18 protein-coding genes and 2 pseudogenes are annotated in these 23,864 nt (G+C 36.7%); 4 read left to right on the plus strand and 16 right to left on the minus strand.

Annotated features, from left to right (window positions below):
• Positions 1-115: 115 nt before the first annotated feature.
• The 7 genes and pseudogenes from abc-f to ACQKMF_RS10520 form a co-directional block, all read right to left on the minus strand.
• Positions 116-1,744: a ribosomal protection-like ABC-F family protein gene (gene abc-f, locus ACQKMF_RS10490; protein WP_427572960.1), complete on the minus strand. Its 1,629-nt coding sequence runs from the start codon at positions 1,742-1,744 to the stop codon at positions 116-118.
• Positions 1,745-2,195: 451 nt separating this feature from the next.
• Positions 2,196-3,065, minus strand: coding sequence for a cation diffusion facilitator family transporter (locus ACQKMF_RS10495; RefSeq protein ID WP_101221616.1), 870 nt, complete (start codon positions 3,063-3,065; stop codon positions 2,196-2,198).
• A 191-nt stretch (positions 3,066-3,256) separates the two neighbouring features.
• Complete coding sequence (locus ACQKMF_RS10500) at positions 3,257-4,270, minus strand: sensor histidine kinase (RefSeq protein ID WP_427572962.1); 1,014 nt, start codon at positions 4,268-4,270, stop codon at positions 3,257-3,259.
• The gene (locus ACQKMF_RS10505) at positions 4,267-4,938 is read right to left on the minus strand and encodes a response regulator transcription factor (protein ID WP_402942060.1); all 672 of its coding nucleotides are present in this window, start codon (positions 4,936-4,938) and stop codon (positions 4,267-4,269) included. The genes ACQKMF_RS10500 and ACQKMF_RS10505 overlap by 4 nt, the downstream gene beginning before the upstream one ends.
• An 18-nt stretch (positions 4,939-4,956) precedes the next feature.
• The gene (locus ACQKMF_RS10510; RefSeq protein ID WP_427572965.1) at positions 4,957-5,922 is read right to left on the minus strand and encodes an alpha/beta fold hydrolase; all 966 of its coding nucleotides are present in this window, start codon (positions 5,920-5,922) and stop codon (positions 4,957-4,959) included.
• 144 nt (positions 5,923-6,066) lie between these two features.
• Positions 6,067-6,617 (minus strand): annotated as a pseudogene (locus ACQKMF_RS10515) (dihydrofolate reductase family protein).
• Positions 6,618-6,682: 65 nt separating this feature from the next.
• A complete protein-coding gene (locus ACQKMF_RS10520; RefSeq protein WP_427572967.1) occupies positions 6,683-7,558 on the minus strand; it encodes a hypothetical protein in 876 nt (291 codons plus the stop codon).
• Between the two features lie 178 nt (positions 7,559-7,736).
• Here ACQKMF_RS10520 and ACQKMF_RS10525 point away from each other — a divergent pair, with 178 nt between their 5' ends.
• Positions 7,737-8,063: an antibiotic biosynthesis monooxygenase family protein gene (locus ACQKMF_RS10525; RefSeq protein ID WP_402942052.1), complete on the plus strand. Its 327-nt coding sequence runs from the start codon at positions 7,737-7,739 to the stop codon at positions 8,061-8,063.
• Positions 8,064-8,542: 479 nt separating this feature from the next.
• Here ACQKMF_RS10525 and ACQKMF_RS10530 read toward each other — a convergent pair whose 3' ends face one another.
• Positions 8,543-9,100: a GNAT family N-acetyltransferase gene (locus tag ACQKMF_RS10530; RefSeq protein WP_427572969.1), complete on the minus strand. Its 558-nt coding sequence runs from the start codon at positions 9,098-9,100 to the stop codon at positions 8,543-8,545.
• Positions 9,101-9,594: 494 nt separating this feature from the next.
• Between ACQKMF_RS10530 and ACQKMF_RS10535 the strand changes: the two genes are divergently transcribed.
• A complete protein-coding gene (locus ACQKMF_RS10535; protein ID WP_427572971.1) occupies positions 9,595-10,005 on the plus strand; it encodes a hypothetical protein in 411 nt (136 codons plus the stop codon).
• Between the two features lie 376 nt (positions 10,006-10,381).
• Positions 10,382-12,202 (plus strand): LamG-like jellyroll fold domain-containing protein, encoded by a 1,821-nt coding sequence (locus tag ACQKMF_RS10540; protein WP_427572973.1) that lies wholly within the window; start codon positions 10,382-10,384, stop codon positions 12,200-12,202.
• Between the two features lie 113 nt (positions 12,203-12,315).
• Here the strand turns inward: ACQKMF_RS10540 and ACQKMF_RS10545 are convergent, their stop codons facing one another.
• The 6 genes and pseudogenes from ACQKMF_RS10545 to ACQKMF_RS10570 form a co-directional block, all read right to left on the minus strand.
• On the minus strand, positions 12,316-13,212 hold the full coding sequence (locus ACQKMF_RS10545; RefSeq protein WP_101221607.1) for a DMT family transporter: 897 nt from the start codon (positions 13,210-13,212) through the stop codon (positions 12,316-12,318).
• A 602-nt stretch (positions 13,213-13,814) separates the two neighbouring features.
• Complete coding sequence (locus tag ACQKMF_RS10550) at positions 13,815-14,639, minus strand: ABC transporter permease (RefSeq protein WP_427572975.1); 825 nt, start codon at positions 14,637-14,639, stop codon at positions 13,815-13,817.
• A 20-nt stretch (positions 14,640-14,659) separates the two neighbouring features.
• Complete coding sequence (locus ACQKMF_RS10555) at positions 14,660-15,475, minus strand: ABC transporter ATP-binding protein (protein WP_427572977.1); 816 nt, start codon at positions 15,473-15,475, stop codon at positions 14,660-14,662.
• Positions 15,476-15,502: 27 nt separating this feature from the next.
• Positions 15,503-16,558: an ABC transporter substrate-binding protein gene (locus ACQKMF_RS10560; RefSeq protein ID WP_427572979.1), complete on the minus strand. Its 1,056-nt coding sequence runs from the start codon at positions 16,556-16,558 to the stop codon at positions 15,503-15,505.
• 355 nt (positions 16,559-16,913) lie between these two features.
• Complete coding sequence (locus tag ACQKMF_RS10565) at positions 16,914-17,606, minus strand: DUF1796 family putative cysteine peptidase (protein ID WP_427572981.1); 693 nt, start codon at positions 17,604-17,606, stop codon at positions 16,914-16,916.
• Positions 17,607-18,208: 602 nt separating this feature from the next.
• Positions 18,209-18,490 (minus strand): annotated as a pseudogene (locus tag ACQKMF_RS10570) (VOC family protein); the annotation flags it as partial.
• Between the two features lie 374 nt (positions 18,491-18,864).
• On the opposite strand from ACQKMF_RS10570, the gene ACQKMF_RS10575 reads away from it, so the two are divergent.
• Complete coding sequence (locus tag ACQKMF_RS10575) at positions 18,865-20,082, plus strand: cytochrome P450 (protein WP_427572983.1); 1,218 nt, start codon at positions 18,865-18,867, stop codon at positions 20,080-20,082.
• A 244-nt stretch (positions 20,083-20,326) separates the two neighbouring features.
• On the opposite strand, the gene gloA2 is transcribed toward ACQKMF_RS10575, so the two are convergent.
• Positions 20,327-20,713 (minus strand): SMU1112c/YaeR family gloxylase I-like metalloprotein, encoded by a 387-nt coding sequence (gloA2, locus tag ACQKMF_RS10580; protein ID WP_141995014.1) that lies wholly within the window; start codon positions 20,711-20,713, stop codon positions 20,327-20,329.
• Between the two features lie 1,317 nt (positions 20,714-22,030).
• On the minus strand, positions 22,031-23,860 hold the full coding sequence (locus ACQKMF_RS10585; protein ID WP_427572986.1) for a phospholipase D-like domain-containing protein: 1,830 nt from the start codon (positions 23,858-23,860) through the stop codon (positions 22,031-22,033).
• Positions 23,861-23,864: the final 4 nt, after the last annotated feature.

Consider the following 23,864-nt stretch of genomic DNA (forward strand, 5'->3'; position numbering starts at 1 on the left):
TTGTTTAATTTTACCATTTTTCACCTTAATCCTTTTTAATGGTCTTTTAATAAATGTTAAATAACTAAATCATAAAGGCCCCTCTCGATTGAGAAGGGCCTTTTATGGGTTGCACTTAATCTTCAAGCTCCTTTTTCTTGTTCAAGAGTTGGAGATATTCCCTATCCAATTCCTCTTTTTCCTCTTCCTTCACAACACTGGATAGTTTCCCAAGTGTCTCGATGATTTGCACTTCAATCATAAGAAGTTCAGCCTGTTTATCTTGATGATCATCCTTGCGTGTGGCCGTTTTTGTTGCTTCCTGATTGATAGCACTTACTCTCGAAGGTTCATCTTCAAATGAAAGTGAATGCGTTGCAAGCGATTGGATCAATGAACGATCATGAGTCACAAAAACGATGGTTCCTGGATATGCTTTTAACACTTCGGTTAAAGCCTCTTTAGTATGAATATCCAGGTAATTTGTAGGTTCATCCAAAACCAGTACATTATAATTTCCCAAAAAAACTTTTGCTAGGGAAGCCCTGACTCTTTCCCCACCGCTTAAAAGTGATACTTGTTTGTGAACGTCATTTCCTTTAAAAGCTAATCGTGATAATAGCGTACGAATAAAAGACTGATTGTAGGGACTGTCCTCCAATATATTTTCAAGAACCGTTTTACTTTCATTCAAATTTTCTTGTTGTTGTGCAAAAAATCCAATCTTTGCCGGCTTTGCGACATATAAATCTGGGTGCCTTTCCACTATCTTTTTCAGTAATGTCGATTTTCCTGAACCATTTTGACCATTGATGGCGAGTCTGCAAGCTAGTTGGACATCTCCAAAAATATGTTGCTTCAGCATCCTTGATCCAACTTTCAGGGAACAGCCATTAAATCGAATGACCCTTTTGCTATGCAAAGATGGAAATTCTGAAATATCAAAGATGATAGGGGGATCCTCCCTCGGTTTTTCTCTTTTTGCTAATTTTTCAATCCTAGTTTCAATCGCTTCAGCAGAACGGTTCAATTTCGCCTTCTGTTTCCCGGCGCTGCGTTTATGGAGCCTTGCTTCTGAGTTACCCATTCGTTTAGGGGCTTTCCTAATCGAATCAGATTTGGCTTGGAGGTTTTGTGCAGCCTGTTTCAACCGGTTCTTTTCGCGGGTATACTCTTCATATTGCTTATTTTCCTTTTCTGTTTTTGCTTGCTTTTGTTTGATATACGCTTCGTAATTCCCTTCATATACCGTTACCTTGCCTTGCTCAACTTCCCATATTGTTGTACACAGATGATTCAAGAATGCTTTATCATGTGAAGTAAGCAAAATAGCGCCATTAAAAGATTTTAAATCCTTTTCCAATTGTTCAATTCCGAATATATCCAAATGGCTGGTAGGTTCATCCGCAATCAATACATCCGCATTGGAAGAAAGGGCTGCGGCGATTTTTCTTCGAGTAAGTTCGCCGCCGCTTATGTTTTCTTGATCCTCATTGGGCAATTTCCATATGCTCGTTAATACACCGCTTATTTCTTGTTCAGTTTCTTCCATCTGCGGGATATAGCTGACTGTTCCATTGCTCTCTATATAACCGGAATCTGGTTCCCTCACGCCCGCTAGTATAGAAAGCAGGGTCGTTTTACCTTCTCCATTCCTACCAACCAAACCAACACGGTCATGACTATAAAGATGAAGTGTATCTACAGAAAGAACTTCACGGCTCCCGTAGCTTTTCTTTAAATCATTCGCTTTTAAAAATAACATGAAAAAATCCCCCTCCATTTTTCTAGAGAGAGATCGCCTGCTACTAAATTAATATACATAAACCAAATATACCTCATCTGCTTTGATAACAGAAAAAGTAGTTGTATATGAATTAGTACCTATAAACGAACAGACGTATCCCATCTCTAAACATAATCATTAAAAATCTCACATGGGTATCTAAAAGGATTCTTGTTCAAATGAAAAAGTGAGATCACTTAACTTACCGATAAAACCGGTAAGCAAACAAAGTGACGCGTTTTTCATTGAATATATCTAACCGATAACACCCATTGAAATTGATTTAGATTTACTGTTTATTTGATAAGATTACTGCTTCATTGTATAAGGTACCTATTCCTTCCAATGTAATGAATTAATGATTGCATATTATTAATATGTTTGTAAAGCAGATTTATACCCTTTTTTCTTAATTCATAAAAAGAGAAAATTAATTGGGCTCTACATGGACATGAACATCATACACTCCATGATCTGTCATCATCACTTTTTCTACATGTGTCGCTATATCATGTGCTTCTTTAATATCCAAGGTAGAATTGACAAGGATCACAACATCAATCACTTCGTTGTTACCGTAATTTCTCCCTTTAATCTCTTTTATCCCCTTGACCCCATCGACATTTGTAATTACATCCTTATATAGATGAATTTTATTTTCATCAAATCCGTCAGAAAGTTCATGTGAGGCTTGAATGAAAATATCCCAGGCTGTTTTGCATATTAATAAACCAACAATGACTGCAGTAAGGGGATCCAGCCAAGGCATGTTTAATTGGGAGCCAAAAATCCCTATAGCTGTTCCAATACTTACCCAAGCATCGGAAATATTATCTTTCGAAGCTGCCATAACGGCTTTACTGTTAATTTTCATAGCAAGCTTTTTATTATATCGGTATACAAAATACATGGCTATCGCTGATAAAACACCTACATACCCGGCAATAATGTCAGGAGATTCCTTTCCACCTTTAAGCATGGAAGCAACTGCATCTATTAAAACTTGTACACCAACAGCAAACATAATAAATGAAGCTACCATCGATGCAATCGTTTCACTTTTCCAATGACCATAACCATGATCTTTATCGGGGGGTCTTTGAGCTAGCCTTAAACCGATCAGTACGGCAATGGACGCAATAATATCAGTCGTATTATTCAAACCATCCGCTTTCAAGGCCGCTGAGTCGCTTATGTATCCGATAGCCAGCTTCATGATCGATAGACAAATATAAGCAATTATACTGATGATTGCTCCACGTTCGCCTAATTTAAGATCATTATATTTTTGTTCTTCCATTCAACTTCCCCCCACAATTAAGTACCTGAATATCATATCAACTTAAAAATGGGTGGGTCTATAGCAACCTTTTTGTATCGCTTTATATAAGTAAGTGATAGATAACTATGTTGCATATGGCAAACTATCTGAATAGAATGATATTGATGAGTCCCTGACGAAATCCCCGGATGTCATCCCCGCAAAATATCCTAATTCAACTGAGATTCATATGTATTTTCGACTGTAAAACTAAATAAAGTTCCGCTTTCATTAGATTCCAAATTATATGTTATATATAGTGTCTTAGCTATATCCTCAATTATTTTTAAGCCAAGTCCCTTACTTTTACTTTCGATATTAAAACCAATTCCATTATCCTTGATACTGACCACATTATTTTCAATAGTTATCACAAGTTTATCAGCCTTCGAATGGTTTAATACATTTTGAAAGACGTTATCGAATAACCTTTGCAGCCACAAGCCATTACTCATCCATTCCAGCTCTCCATTTAAAGGATGATATATTAATTCAATACCATGCATGTTATACAAATAGCCCCATTTTTTAACCATCATTTCTAATAAGGCGTGCATATTCACTTTATCATTCAAGATATAAGAATTATCTAATTCAGCTGTGGATTGAATATTATATTCATTTGTTAATTCGGAAATATAATTTATTTGTTGATATAGTGATTGTAATAGTGGAGCTTGTTCCTTATATTGGCCTTCTAAATAAAATAATTGTAACCTTACTGCTGTTAAAGGTGTATTGATGTCATGCCTTAATTTATTTAAGAGTTCCTTTTTCATTTCCTCTTGTTGCTTTAATTCCAATTCCCGATAGGTCGTTCTTTCAATTAGTAAGTTTACCGATTTAGTTAATTTCCCGATTTCATCATTGTTATTAACCTCTAATTTATTCGGAATCTCCTCATCACTAGCTAAATTCCTGATAGTTTCATTCAATATATTTATATTATTTAATAGTGAGTTAATAGATTTGGAAAATAAGAAGGCTAACAATAATAATGATAAAATGAATACTCCCAGCATTGTAGGATATGCAAAAGATTCATGAAAAGGAATGTCACCATTTTTAGTTTTAAAGGCCCAATCATAAATTAGTGACATAAGGATACTGATCATCAGTAATATACATGGCACGCTAATAACGGCACTGAATAACAATAGCTGGTATTTTTTCTTTAACTTCATTTCTTTATATAGGTATTCAATCTATACCCTTCTCCATATATATTTTGGATGATTTCTCCGGTGTTATCATTGATTTTTGTTCTAACTTTTTTTATATGTACATTTATGATATTTTGATTCCTATCTTCGAGCTGCCATAAATATTCAAAAAAATGTTCCTTCGTTAAAATCTTATTCCTATTTTCATATAAATAGAAAAATATTTTACGCTCTATCGCAGTAAAAACCACTTCATTATGCAAGTCATTATTGAATACCTTTTTATGTTCGGCATCAATATATAAATGTTTAATTTGTGTAAAAGTACCATATTGATTTTCCAGCAATTTCTGCATTCTTAGTAATAGCTCCCTGGGATCAAAAGGCTTAGTCATATAATCCTCACCAAATGTCAAACCTTGAAGTTTGCTATCCATATCATTTCGGGCGGATAGAAAAATAACTGGAATATTTAATCCTAGACTTTTTACTTTCTTGGTAATTTGATAGCCATCATCTCCTGGCAGCATAATATCCATAATGACTAAATCCATCTCATGGATTATATCTATAATTCCTTTTCCTTCTTTCATCCAACATACATTGTACTCTTCGCGCTGCAAAATCTTTTTCAATAAATCACCAATCATCAAATCATCTTCAACAATTAAAATATTATATCTTTTCATCACAGGACCTTTCTATATTCATTTGATAAATTCCATGGCAAGATCATATATTTCATCTGGCGCGTATAGATAAATGCTGTGCGTCCCTTTCAGTTTTATTACATCCGCTTTTAATAGTTTCCCTGCAAACTCCTCATAATCTTCATTTTTTTGTATTGTATATTTCGAATTTTTATTTTCATCGGCAACCGCATCTAAAAATAAAATGGGTGTTTCTTTTGGAATCGGCAGGTTAAAAGATTTTTTACCATTATTGTAACTTTGTATAAGCTCTTGCTCCATATCATCATTAAAAAACTGTTTATATGATAGTGCTTTATACATTTCTTTTTCATGGTCAGTCAAGAATGATTGCCGGATCACTTCGGGATTATAAACAGCTGAAGGGATAAGACGGTGCAAACCCATTTTCGTTAAAATATTCACTCCTCTTACTGTCAATGAATCAACCATGCCCATTTTATGAGTTACATATTGGTGCGGTAAACCAATATCCAAAGCAATAATTCCCTTTACTTCACTTGGGTATTTTTGTGCCCAGTAAATAGCTTCAATACCTGATAATGAGTGTGGTACCAAAATATAAGGAGGTTTATTACCACTTTCCATTAAAGATTTCCTGCTTTGTTCCAAAATTGCATCAATATCCCTATCATCATGAAAAACATCACTGTATCCATATCCCGCTCTTTCAATGACTGCAATCTTATTTTCTTTTGCAAACTTACTATATAATCCCTTAAATTCATAAACAGGAGCAGCAATCCCGGAACCGGACATAAAAACGTATGTATCCTCCCCGTTGCCTTCCGTATATACATTAATTTCTTTGTTATTAAAATCAATGGATGTTCCTACATTAATTAATGATGATTCCTTGCCCTTTTGATAATTATGGTAAATAAAAACAGCTAATACTACAAATAAGAAGGAAGCAATGAAGGTAAAAAATATATTCTTTAATACTTTCAACATTTTTCTCATATAGAAAACTCCTTTCAAGTTATATTGAAAGGATATATGTTAAAAATAAATTTCTAATTAATTTTCATTGTATATTTTCAATAAAGAAAAATTCACCTTTTATTGTCCATTGATTTGCATTAAAAAAGCTGCGCCAGCGCAGCCCTAAGGATAATGAATATTATATGTCGGTTTAATCACACGTTTGGGAATTGTTTCATTTCAACTAAATCTAATTTTAGACTTGGCTTAACACTGCCGAAAAGAGGGATGCCTTCTCCGATTATGACTGGATTCACTTTAAGCACCAATTGATCAATGAGTTTATGTTTTAATAACGTTCCAGCCAGTTCTCCGCCCCCGCAAAGCCATAGCTTTCCGTCACCTTGCTGTTTGAGGTTTTCTATAAACGCAACGGCGTCTCCTTCGATAAGTTCTACCTCTTCATTCGATTCAAACTGAAGGGAGCTCGAGAATATATAATGTTTCAAACCCTTATACCCTGGTTCACCCGGTTTAGCTCCGAATTGAAATCCAAATTCATATGTTTTACTTCCCATCAACACCGCTTCATATTGCTGGATATCGGATAAAAAGTCCGGGACATGATCTCCTTCAAATAAGAAAAAGGAATGATTGATATCCCCTTCCAACATTGCTTGGTCGGCAATGAAATTATCAAGTGAAACGGCTACATGATATACCAATTGTGCCACTCAGCATCCCTCCAATAGAGATTACACATTTTACACGTACTTTATTTCATTAGCCTCATATGGTATCAGATAGCCATATCGATTATTCTTTTGATATGGTCTTCATTTGTTTCGACACCCACTTGAGTACATAGGTATTCATTTAGTCTGAGGAATTCTGGGATCATACGTCTCAATGTTTTAATAATTTCATTTGAATTGCGGCCACAATCCCAACTTTCCAACAGGGATAACTGCTTTCCAGCTAATTTACTTCTATTGCCCTCGATTTTTGCCCATACTCCATAGGGGACATCTATATGCTCTTCCATTTCCATATACCAACCAGACACAATCAGCCACCGTATCCTATCAAGATTGGATAGAGCATATAACATTTCTCTTCTCATAACGGCCCTGTAGGTTTCATGGACAAAAGCAAGCAGCTTTCCTCTCCAATGCTCAACTTCATCAGGTGTAGGTTTATACACTTTCTCTGCCGATTCTTTTATAACAGGACTCATAATATTAAAAGGATCATAGATGACTTCAACCTCTTTTAACCAAATGGAGGGAACAATTTCTCCTGGTGCATGATACCAGCTATCAACTTTCACAAAGTTATTATAATGAGTGACGACATACGGTGAATAAGGATTGCAGTCTTCGTGAAATGAAACATCTCCCCAATTATTGGCTCTATCCCTTTTTCCCTTTAAAAATTCTGCTTTACGCTTTGGAATAACAATGGTGTGCAAATCTATATCGGAGTATTGATCATCGTTTCCTTTTGCTAATGAACCAGCAATGTAAATAGCCAAAACATCAGGATCTGCCGATAAATCTTTTAATGCATTTTCCAAAAGAATATCGCGTTGTTCCGGTAAAAATGCATCTCTTTCTATATGTTTGCTAACGAATCCCGCACACAGAACCATCTCCTTTTTTTGTAAAACCGTCAAAGTAATATATATTCGTGAATCAGAATAAAATCCCTTTAGCAGAATTGCCGTGTCAGAGATATATACTGCTTTTTACCTCTTTGTTTTCTTTGCTGAGTACCTCTTTACCGGGCAACTATCCTCATTCTCGCCTATGTGGTATTATTTTGAATATTAAGTTAAAAGGAGGCATCATTTCATGTTATTTGCAAATACTCCCGAACCGCCCTATTACGCTTGTATTTTCACTTCGCAAAGAAGCGATAAAGATGCCGAAAGCTATAATTCAACCGCAGAATTCATGGATGAACTTGCCGCTCAACAAGATGGCTATTTAGGAGTCGAAAGCGTAAGAGATCAAAACGGGTTAGGAATTACCGTATCCTATTGGAAGTCCCTGGATGCCATTAGACTTTGGAAGGAAAATGCCGCTCACAAAAAGGCACAAGAAAAAGGTATGAAAGATTGGTACTCGTCATACACTACCCGAATTTGTAAGGTTGAAAGAGATTATACAAGCAAATAATGACTTCAGTTTAAAAAACGTTCTAACCGCAAGCTTCTTTGGTATCTGCCAGTTACTCTCCAGGAGTATGGTAAATTTCTTCAATCTAATAAGTGTTTCATAAAAGAGTAAAAACCCATAATGGAAACTTAGTCTTAAACATGGTTTGTGATGAACAGACTAAAGTGTAAAAAAATTCAAGTTGATTGAAATGGAAGGTACGAGACTCCTGCGGGAAAAGCGAGTCCAAGGGAGACCCCACAGGCGCAAAGAGCGCCGAGGAGGCTCCCGGACCGCCCGCGGAAAGCGAGTGCCTGGAATGGAAATCAACGTTCAAATTTACAAACCCTTAAAAAGTAAAAGCGGTTTTTTTATGGGTAAAAATTCATAAATTTTATTTCTAGTGATACATTGAGTTTGTCTTCAACATGAAACCGCTAAAATTCCCTTAAAATCGGTAATAATTCCCTCAGAAAAATCGCAAAAGAGCTTCGGGTTAATTAAAAGGAAATGCCGTTAAGATCTTCTTTTATGAGTGAGTACATATATAAATCATCGAATTTGCCACAGGTATATTCATAATGCCTTAGCAATCCTTCTCTTCTAAACCCTTGCTTTTCCACTAGCTTTTGGGATGGGAGATTATCCGGTTCAATCAAGGCTTCAATCCTTTCCAGGTGAAAGTGACGATAACCATACATAACCACGGCTTCCAACGCTTCACTCGCAATGCCTTTTCCCCATTGTTCTTTAGTTAATTCATATCCAATTTCAGCTCGATGATGTTTGGAGACCAAATTCAGAAAACCACAACTTCCTATAACCTTACCGGAATTCTTTAATGTAATTCCCCATCTGATTCCCGAACCTTCTTCGAATATAGATTCGTACCACTTAATTTCATCCCATACATCATTTACTGTCTCGAATGGGTCTAACCCCATTGGCTTCACCACATCTGTATCAGATAGATATTTGAACATGTCACCCGCATCTTCTAGTGTTACTTCCCTTAATATCAATCGTTTTGTTTCAAAAAGCGGAAATACCTTCTCCATCCAATTTCCCTCCTCTAAATCCCCTTTTCCATATTTAACTATTTTAATCATTACCTAATTAAAGAAGATAATCAACGCATTATTGCTTAAAAATTAATGTTAATAACTAAAAGGAGTCCCTACTTTCGTAGAAACGCCTTTTTCCCGTTTTATTTAATTCCTTCATTAAATGAATTTTTTGTTTCCTTTCTGCTGAAATGATTAAAAACATGGGTCTTCTATTTTCATCTTTCATTTCAGGAACACTTTTTAACATTTCATTAGAAGGATCGGTTCCCCTTTACTGCTTTAATGCTGAACAAAACAACTTAAGCACTATTCGTGTTTAAAATTCAATATGAGGCAAAAAAAAACAGCCATTAATATTGTTGTCTTTTATTTTGACAACAATAAATAGGCAGCCCTGTTTTGTTGTCCATCATTGTCCATATAGGACCCTTCCCACCCTTTGTACATAGTCTGAAAGGGTAAACAAAAAAAGGAGGATTTCTTGAATGTATAATTATAATTACGGCGCTTATTACCCTAATAATGTGTATTATTATATAGATGGTGAACGAATACCTGGCCCGGGCGGCGGTCAATGGGACGGACACGGCGGTGGTCATGGCGGCGGTCACGGCGGTGGTCATGGCGGCGGTCATGGCGGTGGTCATGGCGGCGGTCATGGCGGCGGTCAATGGGACGGACACGGTGGCGGTCATGGCGGCGGTCATGGCGGCGGTCAATGGGACGGACACGGTGGCGGTCATGGCGGCGGTCAATGGGACGGACACGGTGGTGGTCATGGCGGCGGTCAATGGGACGGACACGGTGGCGGTCATTGGGAACACGGACAATGGATTCCACGCTGTAGGAGAGTATGGGTTCCCGGATTTGGTTGGACTTGGATTTGTAGATGGTGAAAAAAAGACAGCTTATGGCTGTCTCTTTTTTTGCTTTTTCTTCGTTTTGTCCATTAACTCCAATTACCAGTAGGCTTGTTTTCCTACTCCCCATCTGATGTTCAAATTCCTTCAAACTACATCTCCTCATATTGGTTTCTATCGATTGAAAACCTTGATTTAAAAGTTAAACAATCCATTAGGACTTATTCCCTAATGGGTTTTGTGGAAATAAGACTTTTTTACTCATCCTTAATAAGTTATCGAGAAGATAAGCAAACTATACCATATTGCAGCTGTACGGAATCTACCTTGGCTTAGTAAGCTACAAATTAATCCAGGTAGTAAAAAGGATAAATGTATATCGCTTAATCAAAATGTAATGGGGTGAAGTTTTATGAGAATGAAAAAAGCTTTAATAGGTCTCTCACTCTTATGTATGATTGTTCCTGGTATTGCCAAATCGGCTGATTCCGTTGCTGAAAATAATCGAAGCAATATCGTGGCAAATTGGAAATTCACAAAACAACATGTTAAAAGCGGTTCAATCGATAAAGGTAATTTAATTATAGAAGATACAAGCAAACATGGAAATGATTTAGAGTTAGTGACGATAGGGGATCCTGCCTCGCCTGAATTAAAAAATATGATTCAATGGTCCGAAGAAGATTATCATGATCAAGAAAAAGTGGATAGCTTGGAGTTCGCTAATTACGAAAACGCCCCTTCAGGAAGATATTTTAAAACCAAAAAGGGTTCCCCTATCAATTCGGAGGAATTCGATAAGGGGTTTACCATCGAAGCGGTGTTCAAGTTACCAAGCGATTCCAAGATTGCCATGGGGCTTTTTTCTAGACAAGGACAGGCAGCAGATCTTAATAAAATGGAAGGCGAGAAGAAGATCCTTTCTGCTTTAACTGTATCCAGTGATCAAAAAATCCACTGGACAAGCCATCCATCTAATTTAAATTATAATGTAAGCAATTGGTCTCGATCATTAAATGCTGATGAATGGTACCATTTGGCGGTTGTTAATGATGGTGACACGACGACTCTGACTTTGAATGGCGTCAGCGATTACGGAAAATCGGAAAAAGTAATCGGTATTGCAGCAGTTAAAGGGAAAGGCTGGAACATCGGAGCATCTGAGTGGGGAAATAAGTTTAATGCACTATTCAAAGGGAATATCCAGCAAATACGAATTGCGAATAAGGCTTTAACTGAAAAAGAATGGCTTGTACAGGATGCCCGTGACGATGAACCATTCGAAGGATCAAACAAAGCTTTACCCTTTCTAACGAATAAAAGGAATTATAATTTTCTATTTGTCCCGGATACCCAGAAATATTCGAGCCAAAATCCAGAGATTTTCAATAGCCAAATGAACTGGATTTCCAATAACACCAAGAAGAACAATATCATCATGAATACATTTGTTGGGGACATTGTCGATAGTGATTCAGAAAACCAATGGCAGAATTCCCTCGGAGCCATTTCCCATTTGGATAAAAAGGAAATTCCATATTTGATGGCAGCTGGGAATCATGACTATGCGGACGGCGATCCTTTCTTAACGCATTATGGGCCGCAGCGTTTTTTGAATAAAAAATACTATAAGGGGTCGTCTCACTCTGGGTATAGTTCATATGCAATCGCTAAGGCAGGGAGTTATGAATATCTAATCTTGATAGTGGATATGAAAAATTTGCATAAGGATCTGGAATGGTCAAAAAACGTTCTAGACCAGCATAAAGATAAACCGACAATCCTCGTCTCGCATGATATTATATTCCCGAAGATTAAGAATGATAAAACCATTGCCGTCGAATCTTCTAATGGCCGGGTGATTTGGGATGAACTCGTAAAGGACCATAATCAAGTATTCATGACGGTTAATGGACATTATTATGGGATAGCACATCGGGTAAAACAAAACTCAGCAGGAAATGATGTCATTCAAATGCTGGTCAATTACCAAACGAATTATCGAGGGGGTAATGGCTGGCTAAGACTTGTAGAATTTGATGAAAAGAAAAATGTATTGTTATTCCGGACCTATTCGCCATTTGTCGACGAAATGTCCAAAAAAGAAAAATCCTATATCGATTATAAATTTTTAACAGGTGAAAATAATTCATTTAAATTAGATTGGGACTTTAAAAAAAGATTTAATTTCAGAGAGGCGGAAAAATCCAATTCCCCAGGTGTATCTGATTGACCTCATCAACCTGGGTGAATTCCTTTTTTGGGTGCCTTCCCTTTGTGTTTAGTCATACATCCTCCATGATGATTCAAGAATGCTGCGATTATACTAGTCTGTTTAAGCATCTTTCATGCTGCTTTTTTCATCACCGATTTATACTTTCCGAACCCATTAACGACAAGAACCCCAAATATAGCAATTGCGCCGCCAATGACTGAAAGGGTACTAGGGACCTCCTGCAGCCAAACCCAAGCGACAAAAATGGCAATTACAGGCTCAATGTATAACAGACTGGATACGGAACTGGCTTTTCCTAATGAAAGTGCAACTGCCCAAGTTACGTAACCGATGGCCGCAGGGAAAACACCAACAAAAACCGCTGATAAATGACCTTCCATCGTTGCATGTTGAATTTCTTGAAATAGCCCAGGAAAAAATATAAAAAAGGGTATTGTACCAATCCATGTGAAATATGCTGTCAATTCAATCGGATTATAACGGCTGAACAGTGGCTTTTGGAAAACAAAAAACACTGCAGAAGCAATAGCCGACATCAGCACTAAAAAGGCTCCTTCAGAAATATTCAGGGAAGGGCCTGCAGTACCTAAAGTTATTAAGGTAATTCCTGTGAACCCTATTCCTAAACCGATCCATCCGAATAGGCCGAGGCGTTCTTTTAAGACGAAAGCAGCAATGATCGCTATGAAGACAGGTGCTGAACCAATCAGCATTCCAGCCGTTCCCGCCGAAACAGTTTGTTCCCCGAATGTCACTCCAATATGGTAAATACTAATTCCAATAAATGCAAGGATCGATATCCTCAACAAATCCGCTTTTTTCGGGAGTCGAAATTTCACCCCAGGCCATAGAGCATAAAGGACAAAAATCCCTGATGCTATAAGATAACGAACAAGTACCAAATGGCCAGCTGAATACCCGCCATGCAAGCTTGCACGAATAGCAGCGAATGTAGATCCCCAAATAATAACTGTAATTGATGCCAATATAAATGCCTTAGTGTTCAAAATCTATTCCTCCCATGACCATTCACTATAAACTGAAGGTATCATGGATACGGGAGAACTTCAATAAATTTTCTATCTCACTGTGAAGTGGAACAGTAAAATAACGAATTTAAGTACATTCTGAGTTGTAACCATCGCTGAAGAAATTCTATTCCATTTGGGATTGGATTTGAGAACTTTGTTTAAAGATGGATCAGGTTTAAAAAGCATACTAAACCAAAGGTGCTTCGTATAGGAAGCACCTTTGGTTTAGACTGGAGAGAAACTCGATATTAAGATTGCCTATATTTTTTTGAGTGAGTGTAAAATATGAACGTTAATTTCCACTCCAGGCACTCGCTTTCCGCGGGCGGTCCGGGAGCCTCCTCGGCGCTCTTGCGCCTGTGGGGTCTCCCTTGGACGCGCTTTTCCCGCAGGAGTCTCGTACCTTCCGTTCCAATCAACTTTGTTTATAAATTCAAATGGAAACCCTTTTGTCTACAAACTTGTTTACAATTACCTTTTCCAAATTTAAGCTTACTTGAAATATTGGCTTGAGGCTTTTACACTGTAACCGTTTTGTGCTGTAATACTGAAAAATAACGTTTAAAGTGTAAATTTAATTAACTATTTTCTGGTTTCCAAGAAGAAAAGCGTCTTTCAATAATGCCTAATAATGAAGTAAGAATGATTCCCGTTATCGTAATGACTAACACTCCAACAAACATACGATCTGTTTGTAGATTTTGACCATTGCTTGTCAGTTGATATCCAATACCAGCTGTCGAAGCGAATAATTCACCTACAACTACAGCAATTAATCCTTGGCCTATACCTAAGCGAATACCGTTTAAAAGGAATGGTACCGTCGAAGGCAAAGCAATTGTTTTAAAGATCTGAAATTCACTTGCATTAAATGTTCTTGCTGCTTTTATTAAGTTTTGATCTAATGTTAACATAGCTTTTTGTGCGCTCATCACTATTGGAAAGAAGGCCATCAAAAATACTATAACAATTTTTGATGCTGGTCCTATTCCAAATGCAATTATGATCACTGGTAAAAGTGCGACTTTAGGCGTTACATATAATCCTGAAATGAAAGGGTTAACTACTGCATTAAAGTTAGAATTCCAGCCAGATAACACACCAAGTGGTATTCCAATCAGTATTGCTAAAACAAAGCCTGAAACAAATTCGTAACCACTCACCTTCATATTTTCCCAAAAAGATACTTCTTGAACCATTAACACTGCCGCTTGTGCAATTTCAATTGGTGAGCTAATGAACAATGGATTTATCCATTCGTTTTGAGAGGCAACTTCCCAAAGCAACAGGAATATTAAAACAGATGCAACACTGATAAAAAATGATTTTTTTTCTTTTTTTATTTTCTTCGCCTTTTTTATCTTGTGCTTTGTTTGTGTAAGTTGGATCGTACTCTTCGCCATATTATTCTCCTTTCACTATATTATTTTTCTTTATTATCGAAGCCTTGTTTTGAAGACTCCTGTTCAATAATGGACCATATATGGTCTACAAACTCTAAAAATTCCGGGCTGCGCTTCACATGAAGATCTCTCGGTCTAGGTATATCAACATCAACAACCTCCACTATACGTCCTGGTCTTGCTCCAAAAACAAAAACTCTATCAGCTAAAAATACCGCTTCATCAATTTGGTGTGTAATAAAAAGACTTGTCTTTTTTGTCTCATCCCATATTCTAAGTAACTCACCTTGCATAAACTCCCTGGTTTGTGCGTCCAATGCCGAAAATGGTTCATCCAGTAATATTAAGGACGGGTTTACCGTTAATGCTCGAGCCAAGTTTACCCTTTGCTGCATCCCCCCTGATAATTCGTGGGGATAATGATTTTCATAACCTTTTAAACCGACCATTTCAATAAATTCCTTCGCCTCTTTCTTTTTCTCTGCCGTTATTTGCTTTAAAAGTTCAACTCCATAGAGAACATTTTCCAATACTGTTCTCCAAGGTAAAAGACTCGGGTTTTGAAAAACCATTGCCCTGTCCTTGCCGGGACCATCAATTTTTTGCTGATCTAATAGAATTTCTCCCTTACTTGGCTTAAGTAATCCAACTACAGTATTTAAAAAAGTGGTTTTTCCACAGCCGCTCGGCCCAACTATACATATAAATTCACCATCTTTGATATTCAAGTTTATATTCTGCAGAGCAATCACTTCTGCACCAGTTTTATTGTTTACGTAAGTAACATCCAAAAAACGAGTAGACAATTTGAAATTTTCCAGTTGTGCATTTTCCATCTTACCTATCATCTCCTTTCTATCTAATTATTTTTTAAATGCTTCTTCTATATAACTATTTGTCCAAATAACATCTTCAGTAGTATCCTGTTTAGTAGAAACGCCTGACAACTTGCCGAATTCAACTAATGGATCCTGGGCATTATCCCAAGCTTCTTGATTCATTTCCCCATAGCCTTTAAAAGTGTTTTTCAATCCGATTAGTGATTCCTCTAGGATATCAACATCAATTCCATCAAAATAAGATACGATTGATTGGGCTGCCTCTCTTGGATTATTACGTGTGAATTCCATACCTTTCCCTATTGCCCGAACTACTTTCAAAGATGTTTCCTGATTTTTTTCTAAATATTCCTTTTTAGCAAAAACAGCTTCCCAGACCATATTCCCATACATTGGCTCTTCACTTGTATTGATTACAATCTCACCAACATCTTTACTTTCCGCCTGTAAACCCATTGGAGGCGATGCTATACCACCGTCAACAATCCCCTCCTGCATACCGCCAATCTTCGATCCATCTCCTGCCAATTTGACAGTTTTAAGCGTATCGGGGTCAACACCATGCATTTGCATTAAATAGCGGGTGTATACGTCTCCAGAATCACCGACAAGATTTGTACCAATAGTTGCGCCATTCAATGAAGCCACTCTATCTTCAAATGATGAGTCTTTAGAAACATTCTTTTTCTTTTGATATTGTTCAGAAAGAGTAATTTGATAGGTTAGCGCTGAATTTAAAGATTGAATCGCCATTAATTCTTCACCTTTATCAAGAGGAGTAAACATACTTCGAGGACCCGAGACCGCAAACTGAGCTTCACCTGATAATACAGAAGCAATTACTTGTGCTCCTCCGCCACCAGATACAATCTCTGCTTCAATTCCTTCTTTTTCAAAAAAACCTTGCTCGATGGCTACATACAATGGGGCAACTGACAATAACCGTGCAGGTTCCGTAAAAGTAAGCTTTACCGCTTTTCCTCCGGAATTTCCTTCTGTAGTTGTTTCGTCACTTGGACCGCATGCAGAAACTATTAACACCAAACAAATCAGAACGAACGCCAATTTTTTCTTAAACATATTACTTACCTCCCTAAATCAAATATTTTTTACACTTAATTCACTATCTAACTATATTCCCTCTCTATTTATGTTTTGTATACAAAACATTATTTCATATACATATCAATTCTAAATCAGCTGTCCCATTTGGGTCAAATGTAATTTTGGAAAATTTAGATAATTCAGTGGATTACTGCACAAAAAAACACTCTTTTAGAATAATGAGTGTCCTTTAACTCTTAAGATACAATTTTCTTCTTCCGTAAAAATAACTCTTTTGTTCCATCCTTCAAATAAAGGAAAAAGACATATTCTCAATCCATTAATGCTTCACCAAATTTAAACGTTTGCAATAAAAGACGTGGAATCACTACTAAGAATATGTTTTTGTTAAGGTTAGCCCATTATAAACATAATCCCACATTGAGTCATCATTAGGACCATCACTGGGTACTTGCACTGTACAAATGCCGTTGATTCCCCAGTCAATTTCATTAACACCTTTTAACCCCGCTAGTGGATCAAGGAAGAGGATATTAAATTTCCCCGGTATCATTTCGGACAAGACGGATTGCAATTCAACTGCATCGTGAACCGAAACTGCCCCCCATCTAACAAATAAGACGGATTTGCTATTTGAAATTATTTCAATAAACTTATTTATTCGGTAATTAAGTTTTTCTTTGTAAGCAGGGTAAAGATGAGTCCAATCTTGATTAGGTATTATTGGGAAATCATGGACTGAAATAATATTATAATAGGTATCTTGGATAAAATAGGCGTCTTGCTGCTTACCGCCTTCATCAGAAAAAACCGCATCTCCATCATCAAGATAAGAAGCGATGCCATCTACCTGCTTCATATTGTTTAAGTCCATAAATCCGACAAATCTGTTCTTCAATAATCTGCTTACATCCGGGAGTGAGTTAGATACAACCCAATCAAGAGGAAACGAAAACCGCCTCAAATTATGCCGCCTTAAATTAAGAGAAGGTCCACACCAACTGCCTAGGCTAATGATTACATCATAAGATCCTTTTATATCTTGTAATTTCAATTCAGTCATCCTCTCTACTAATTTCCCTATTTCATCAAATCCTTTTGGTAGTTAACTAATTTTAATTCCAGTCTTTTTCACTTTGTTCCGGAATTATATAGACAATCCAGCCATAACGAATTTTCAGCTCTTCAGCCATTAGGCGGTTTCTTTATCAGGAAATGTACCTGTTACTAAGCGGAAACGGTTATTTTCCGCGTTAATTATTTTTTCTTTCAATGCTTGTACCTCCTTTTTTATATCTTATGAAGCTTCCTGGAAATCTGTATAGTACTTAATAGATTACTAACAGCCCTTTTTATGTTTCGGAAAAATAAAAGAAGCCCTACTTGGATAAAGTGGACCGTTGGGATCTTAAAGAAATATCGGGAATGCAAACAATATTAATGGAGAAGACTGCCTAACCTAAATACTGCCCCCTTTCCACCTTTTATTGTAGGGTCAATAACCTTTTTCGTAATAGTGCTGAAATCATGAATCTACCGAATAACACTAGTGTAGCGATATTGCATTTCAACCGCTTTTCAGCTTTTGAATTCAACCAAGTTTTACCTCCCAAAAAACTTCATGTCCTAAAGTTTCACGCATTTTCCTAGCCAAGCTTGTAATTCCTACTTTTCATATATTTCAAGAGGCAAATCATCCGGATCACCAAAAAAAGTAAACCTTTTTCCTGTTAACTCATCAACACGGATAGGTTCGACTAGAATATTTTCTCTTTCTAACTCTTCAATCGCTTGATGAATATCTTCCACATCAAAGGCAAGATGTCTAAGTCCTCTTGCTTCAGGATAACTTGGACGATGGGGGCTATTAGGAAAGGAGAACCATTCCAGCTGATACTCCCCTCCGACCATTAAATCCAATTTATAGGACTTCCTTTCTGCCTGATAGTTATGAAATTTCCCTTAACTGTACCCAGCATCAGTAGATTGAAACACCCTTTTCAGAAACCCACCCATTGCTTAAGGTAAAAACTTCAGCAGCAGACTTAAAATATTAGTGGATAAGGGTGCAGTAAATATAGTTACACTGCTGGCATGACTTTGGGTAGCGGCATGACCTTTAACGAGAAGCTATGAAACTCAAAAGAGTATTTCAATAGGTGGTGAATCAAATTTTCCGAGTTATTACTTTCTTCTCATTGAAAAATATCTCAATTTATGTCAATTGAAACCAAATTTCGAGTTTGTTATCTTAGTTAATGAACCGGTTCATGACTATATTCTGTATGAATATTAGTCACAATAAAAGGAGAGATGAAACCATGACACAAGAACGTAAATCAACAAGCGCAGTGGAGCAGTATGCTAATCTCATCCCCATGAGCGAAATTGCTTCGAACGCAGATCAATTATTTCCTTTTCCAATCTTTAATAGTTTACGACAAAATACTCCTGTAAGGTACGATGAGGCTCGAAGCTGCTGGGATGTGTTTCGATATGAGGACGTACATTATATTCTAAAAAATCCAAAACTGTTTTCATCGGAACGAGGGTCTGGAACTCTTCAAGGAAGCATTTTGACAATGGACCCTCCTAGACACACGAAAATGAGAAACTTAGTGAACAAGGCATTCACTCCTAAAGCAGTGAAGGATTTAAAAAATAAAATCGAAGAGGTGACACATTACCTTCTCGATCAAGTTAATGAGAAGGTGACTATGGATCTCGTTCATAACCTTGCTGGTCCGTTGCCTGTCATAATAATTGCCGAATTATTGGGGGTCCCTGCTAAGGATCGGGATCTTTTTAAAACCTATTCTGATGTTCTCGTGGCAGGCGCCAAAGATAATTCAAATGAAGCCTTCCAAAGAATGGCACAAAAACGTAAGGAAGGAAGTGGGTTTCTTAAAGAATATTTCAAAAAAATAATTTTAGAGAGAAAAGTTAATCCTGAAGAAGATTTAATTTCGCTATTATTAGCAGCAAAAATTGATGGGGAAAAATTAACAGAAGAAGAGGTACTATCTTTCTGTGTTTTATTATTAGTTGCGGGAAATGAAACAACAACTAATTTAATTACAAATGCCGTACGCTATATGACAGAAGATAAAAACATTCAAGAACAAGCTAGGACAAATCTACCTTTAATACCAAAATTGGTAGAAGAAACACTACGTTTTTATCCTCCAATACAGGCAATTGGCCGTGTTACAAAGGAACATGTCAAAGTTGGGGGCAAAACAATCCAAAAGGGGGAACAAGTAATTTGCTGGGTCGCTTCGGCAAACCGGGATGAACAAAAGTTTGCAGAACCTAATCGGTTTACGTTAGAAAGGAAATTAAATCCTCATTTGAGTTTCGGGTTTGGTATTCATTTTTGTTTAGGTGCCCCGCTTGCACGTCTAGAAGCAGAAGTAGCTCTCGTGACACTATTAAGTACATTTGCAAAATTGGAAGGTGTAAAAGGGACTGAGCTGAAGGCGATTCCAAGTCCGTTCGTTTTTGGAGTGAAAAGTCTTCCTTTAAAATTCACAAGATAATGAGCCTTGCCTCCTAAGAATATAAACGAACACCCTATATTTATTCCAGTTATTAGAAATAATACTGCACTAGGTTGATAAAAACCAAATATATAATTCGGATTTTATGACGTAAAAAATAAAGAAACGAAAATGGAAATCACAAAATGATTGCCATTTTCGTTTTAAATACTATTTTGGTTTTAGGGCACCTTGATGAAAGTCTTTTCTTGTATCGAAATATGCATATCCCTTCTGGTAATTGCTACTTTTCATATATTTCAAGAGGCAAATCATCCGGATCACAAAAAAAAGTAAACCTTTTTCCTGTTAACTCATCAACACGGATAGGTTCGACTGGAATGTTTTCTTTTTCTAAACCTTCAATAGCTTGATGAATATCTTCTACTTCAAAAGCAAGATGTCTAAGCCCTCTTGCTTCTGGATAACTTGGACGGTGGGGGCTATCCGGAAATGAAAACAATTCCAACTGATATTCCCCTCCCACCATTAAATCTAATTTATAGGACTTCCTTTCTGCCCGATATGTTTCCTGCTTAATATCACATCCTAAAATGTTTACATAGAAGTTTTTTGATTTTTCATAATCGGAACAAATTATAGCTACATGATGTATTTTTTTTACCTTCATTTGCTTCCTCCCTAAGATGATTGGTTATTTTTATAATCTAACTTTACCAAAGTTATCCATTAATTAAAAATTAGATTTCAGTGCTTCCTTCGGACTCTTCTGCACGATACTGGTACATCCATTTCCCTTTCACCAAATACAGGTCTTAACACTCCTCCATTTAGATTAATTAAGGAACGTGATTTTGTGATTTTATCCTTCTTCTTAGGAAGTGGTATCCGGGTAAACGAGTTATCCAACTTAAGACTAAGAGATTTTACATAAGATTGATTATAGGAAGTTATAAAAATACACAAAATTATATCTCAAAACGCCAAGTAATCTTGTGATAGTGAGACCGTATATGTATTTTTAAGAAACTTCGCTTTTTACATTAACCAATTCACGTAATCTTCACATTATATTAGTAAGGGCAATCTCATTTTATTCTGTTCACTGTTCTTCCTGTACATCAGCTATAAACAGAGAATAAAAGCCTCTAGTGCCATTTTAGAGGCTTTTATTTATTGTATCTCATTCCAAAGAGTAATCTTAAATTATGAGACAAAAAAAGAAAAAATGAGATAAAAAATAATTCCAATACAATTAGCCACTCTATTAATGAATGACTATTGCATCTTTAATGAACAAACTCTCATAATGAACTGAAATTATATTCCGGTTTTTTTCTCATCACTTACTTCACCATTTTCCCTATTTTCGGATGTCCAACCCCAAACATAACCAGCAAGCATTCTTGCATTGTAACTTGTATCATTTTTTACTCTTTCTCATACATGTTAGGATAAATGGTGTCTGAATTTCTGCAGTAGTTGTTTTAACTTCTATCAAATTTAACTTTTCCATCTGTTGTATACGACTGTATATCAAAACCAGCCCCATCCCCTTCAACAATTGAAGTGTGGATGATAAACCTGCATTAACAATTTTAGTTTTTTCTCCTTTCAAATCCCTCAACTAAACAATGATGTTAAAATCCCATCATAACTTAGCCGAGATGATATCGGGCAAAAAGTGTTCATTTTTATCTGTCAGAAACTGTTCAATTTAGTTTAGCAGTTACACTCTTCTTTATGTGGATCGTTCATTATCTTTTTACTTCTTTCTATATATCTATGTACTGGAAAAACATTCTTCTACTAATCCATACTTAGTCAATAATAAGTATTTAGGTTTATTCTTTTTATAACGATTCAATTCAATTTATCCTCGCTACATATCCAAATAATTATCCCTTATTATCCTCCAGAAAAAATTAATAAACACAGTTAAATAGTTTTAATGAATGGCCACCTATAAAAGTGGGACACCATTAACTTACTTCTTCTTCTTACTCCTCGGTATTCGTTTCTTCCCATTAGCATTACCTTTCGGAGTAGGTTTCTCTTGTAATTGTGGCTTCGTCTTCCCCACAACCTTCTGCTCTGCAAACCATTCCTTATATTCCGATAACTCAGGAGCCTTCTCCCACTCAGAGATAGGGCTTGTTTTTATATGCTTTTGACAAAGCGCATAATATTCCTTCGCTAAGTCAAAATTCTCTTCATTTAACAATTCACTTAAATACGAACGCACACCAAAGTCTTCCACATCATAACGAGCCCATAGGGATGCAAGTTCATGTATTAATTCAACTTGTCCATTGTTTCGTAGATGCTCCATTAGTTGATCTGATAGCTGTTTTCTCTTTTCAAGTGAGCTGTCTAACATAATGAGCTCTTTCATCCAATTTTTCACGATAATTGGTTCAACCTGCGCGCTCACATTGCTTAAAAGAGCTGTTAAATCCTGTTTTAGCGCGTTAATAAACTTCGCTTCAATATATACAGTCGTATCCTTAATTACTTTTTCTTCTTTTATCACCACGACAGATTCATGGCGAATATTGTATTCCCCACGATAAGACAGCCAGTTATACGAGCCTAGTAAATGTGTTCTTGCATCTACCACAATTTCCTTGTTATGCTGATTGCCAAACCATCGAACAAACACAGCCTGTGTGCCATCTTCATGGGTAATCTCCTGCAGCCTTTTAAGTAGCGCCGGACTAGGCTTACGGTCCTCAGCCTCCATGTTTTTCGCAATTCCCCACGAGATATAGAGGGTCTTTCCTTGTTTAGCAAATTGCTGCAATCTCGAGAGCATATCTCGGTCGACTACTACTGCCGATATCCACGGTGAGACCATGAGCATCTTTCGTTTTGTTTCGGAAAAGGAATTGATGAACCGGGCTCGAATATCTTTCCCTCTTAAAATATCGAGTACCTTTTGATTTTTATTACCCTTATTGTGAAAAGCCTTCAATCTACCTCTTAGATATTCATATCGCTCCGGAAATTTTTCGATAATCGCTTGATCATGATGAGACTTCCACGCTTCTCCTTCAAGTCTAGTAATCTCCTCTTCAAAACGTTCATCCCATCTACCAGATGCTCCATTCCAGATACGTGCATACAATTTGTTTTCAAGTAAATCGTACAATTGATACTCGATACACTTCGCAAATTTCATAGCCTGTAAAGTAATGGGCTCAATCTTAGAAATGATTTTTTCATTTCCCCCGACTTCAAACACTTTGCCACTTTCTTGAACGTACTCTCGAAGCTTATCTTCTTCTAAAATAGTCCCCGCTAAATTGGCAACTTCATTGGAATAACGATACAAATCTAACTCCCAATCTTCTTTTACCATTACATTCGTCGGTTCCTCTTGTATCGCATTCTGATTTAACACACTATATTCAAATGGAATAACCTCTGTACTTGGCTCACTCAAAATGGTTCCAGCTTTGAATTGTTCTTCACCAATTTTCGTCAGTTTGTACACACTATCTACCTTTTCCACCACACCTGTCGCCATCATCTGCGTAACAATATCCTCGATAAATAACGTATCAACATGTAAAAACCCGCTCAATTCATCCAGATGGCTAATATTCATATTTAAGAAGGAGAACATAACCATCTTTTTTAACATATCAATCTTTGTTTTCGTCGATGCTGTCACCTGGACGTGATAATAGTGGATCGGGATTTTCCATTCCTTTGTCCCCAATATATGAAGATATTCTTTGTCTTCTATCGCCTGATGGAGCATTCTCTCCTGAAATTCATCTGTGGAAGAATCATCCCATAGTTTCCATAACAACGCT

The sequence above is a fragment of the Peribacillus sp. NPDC101480 genome (assembly GCF_050277335.1).
GTDB lineage: Bacteria > Bacillota > Bacilli > Bacillales > DSM-1321 > Peribacillus.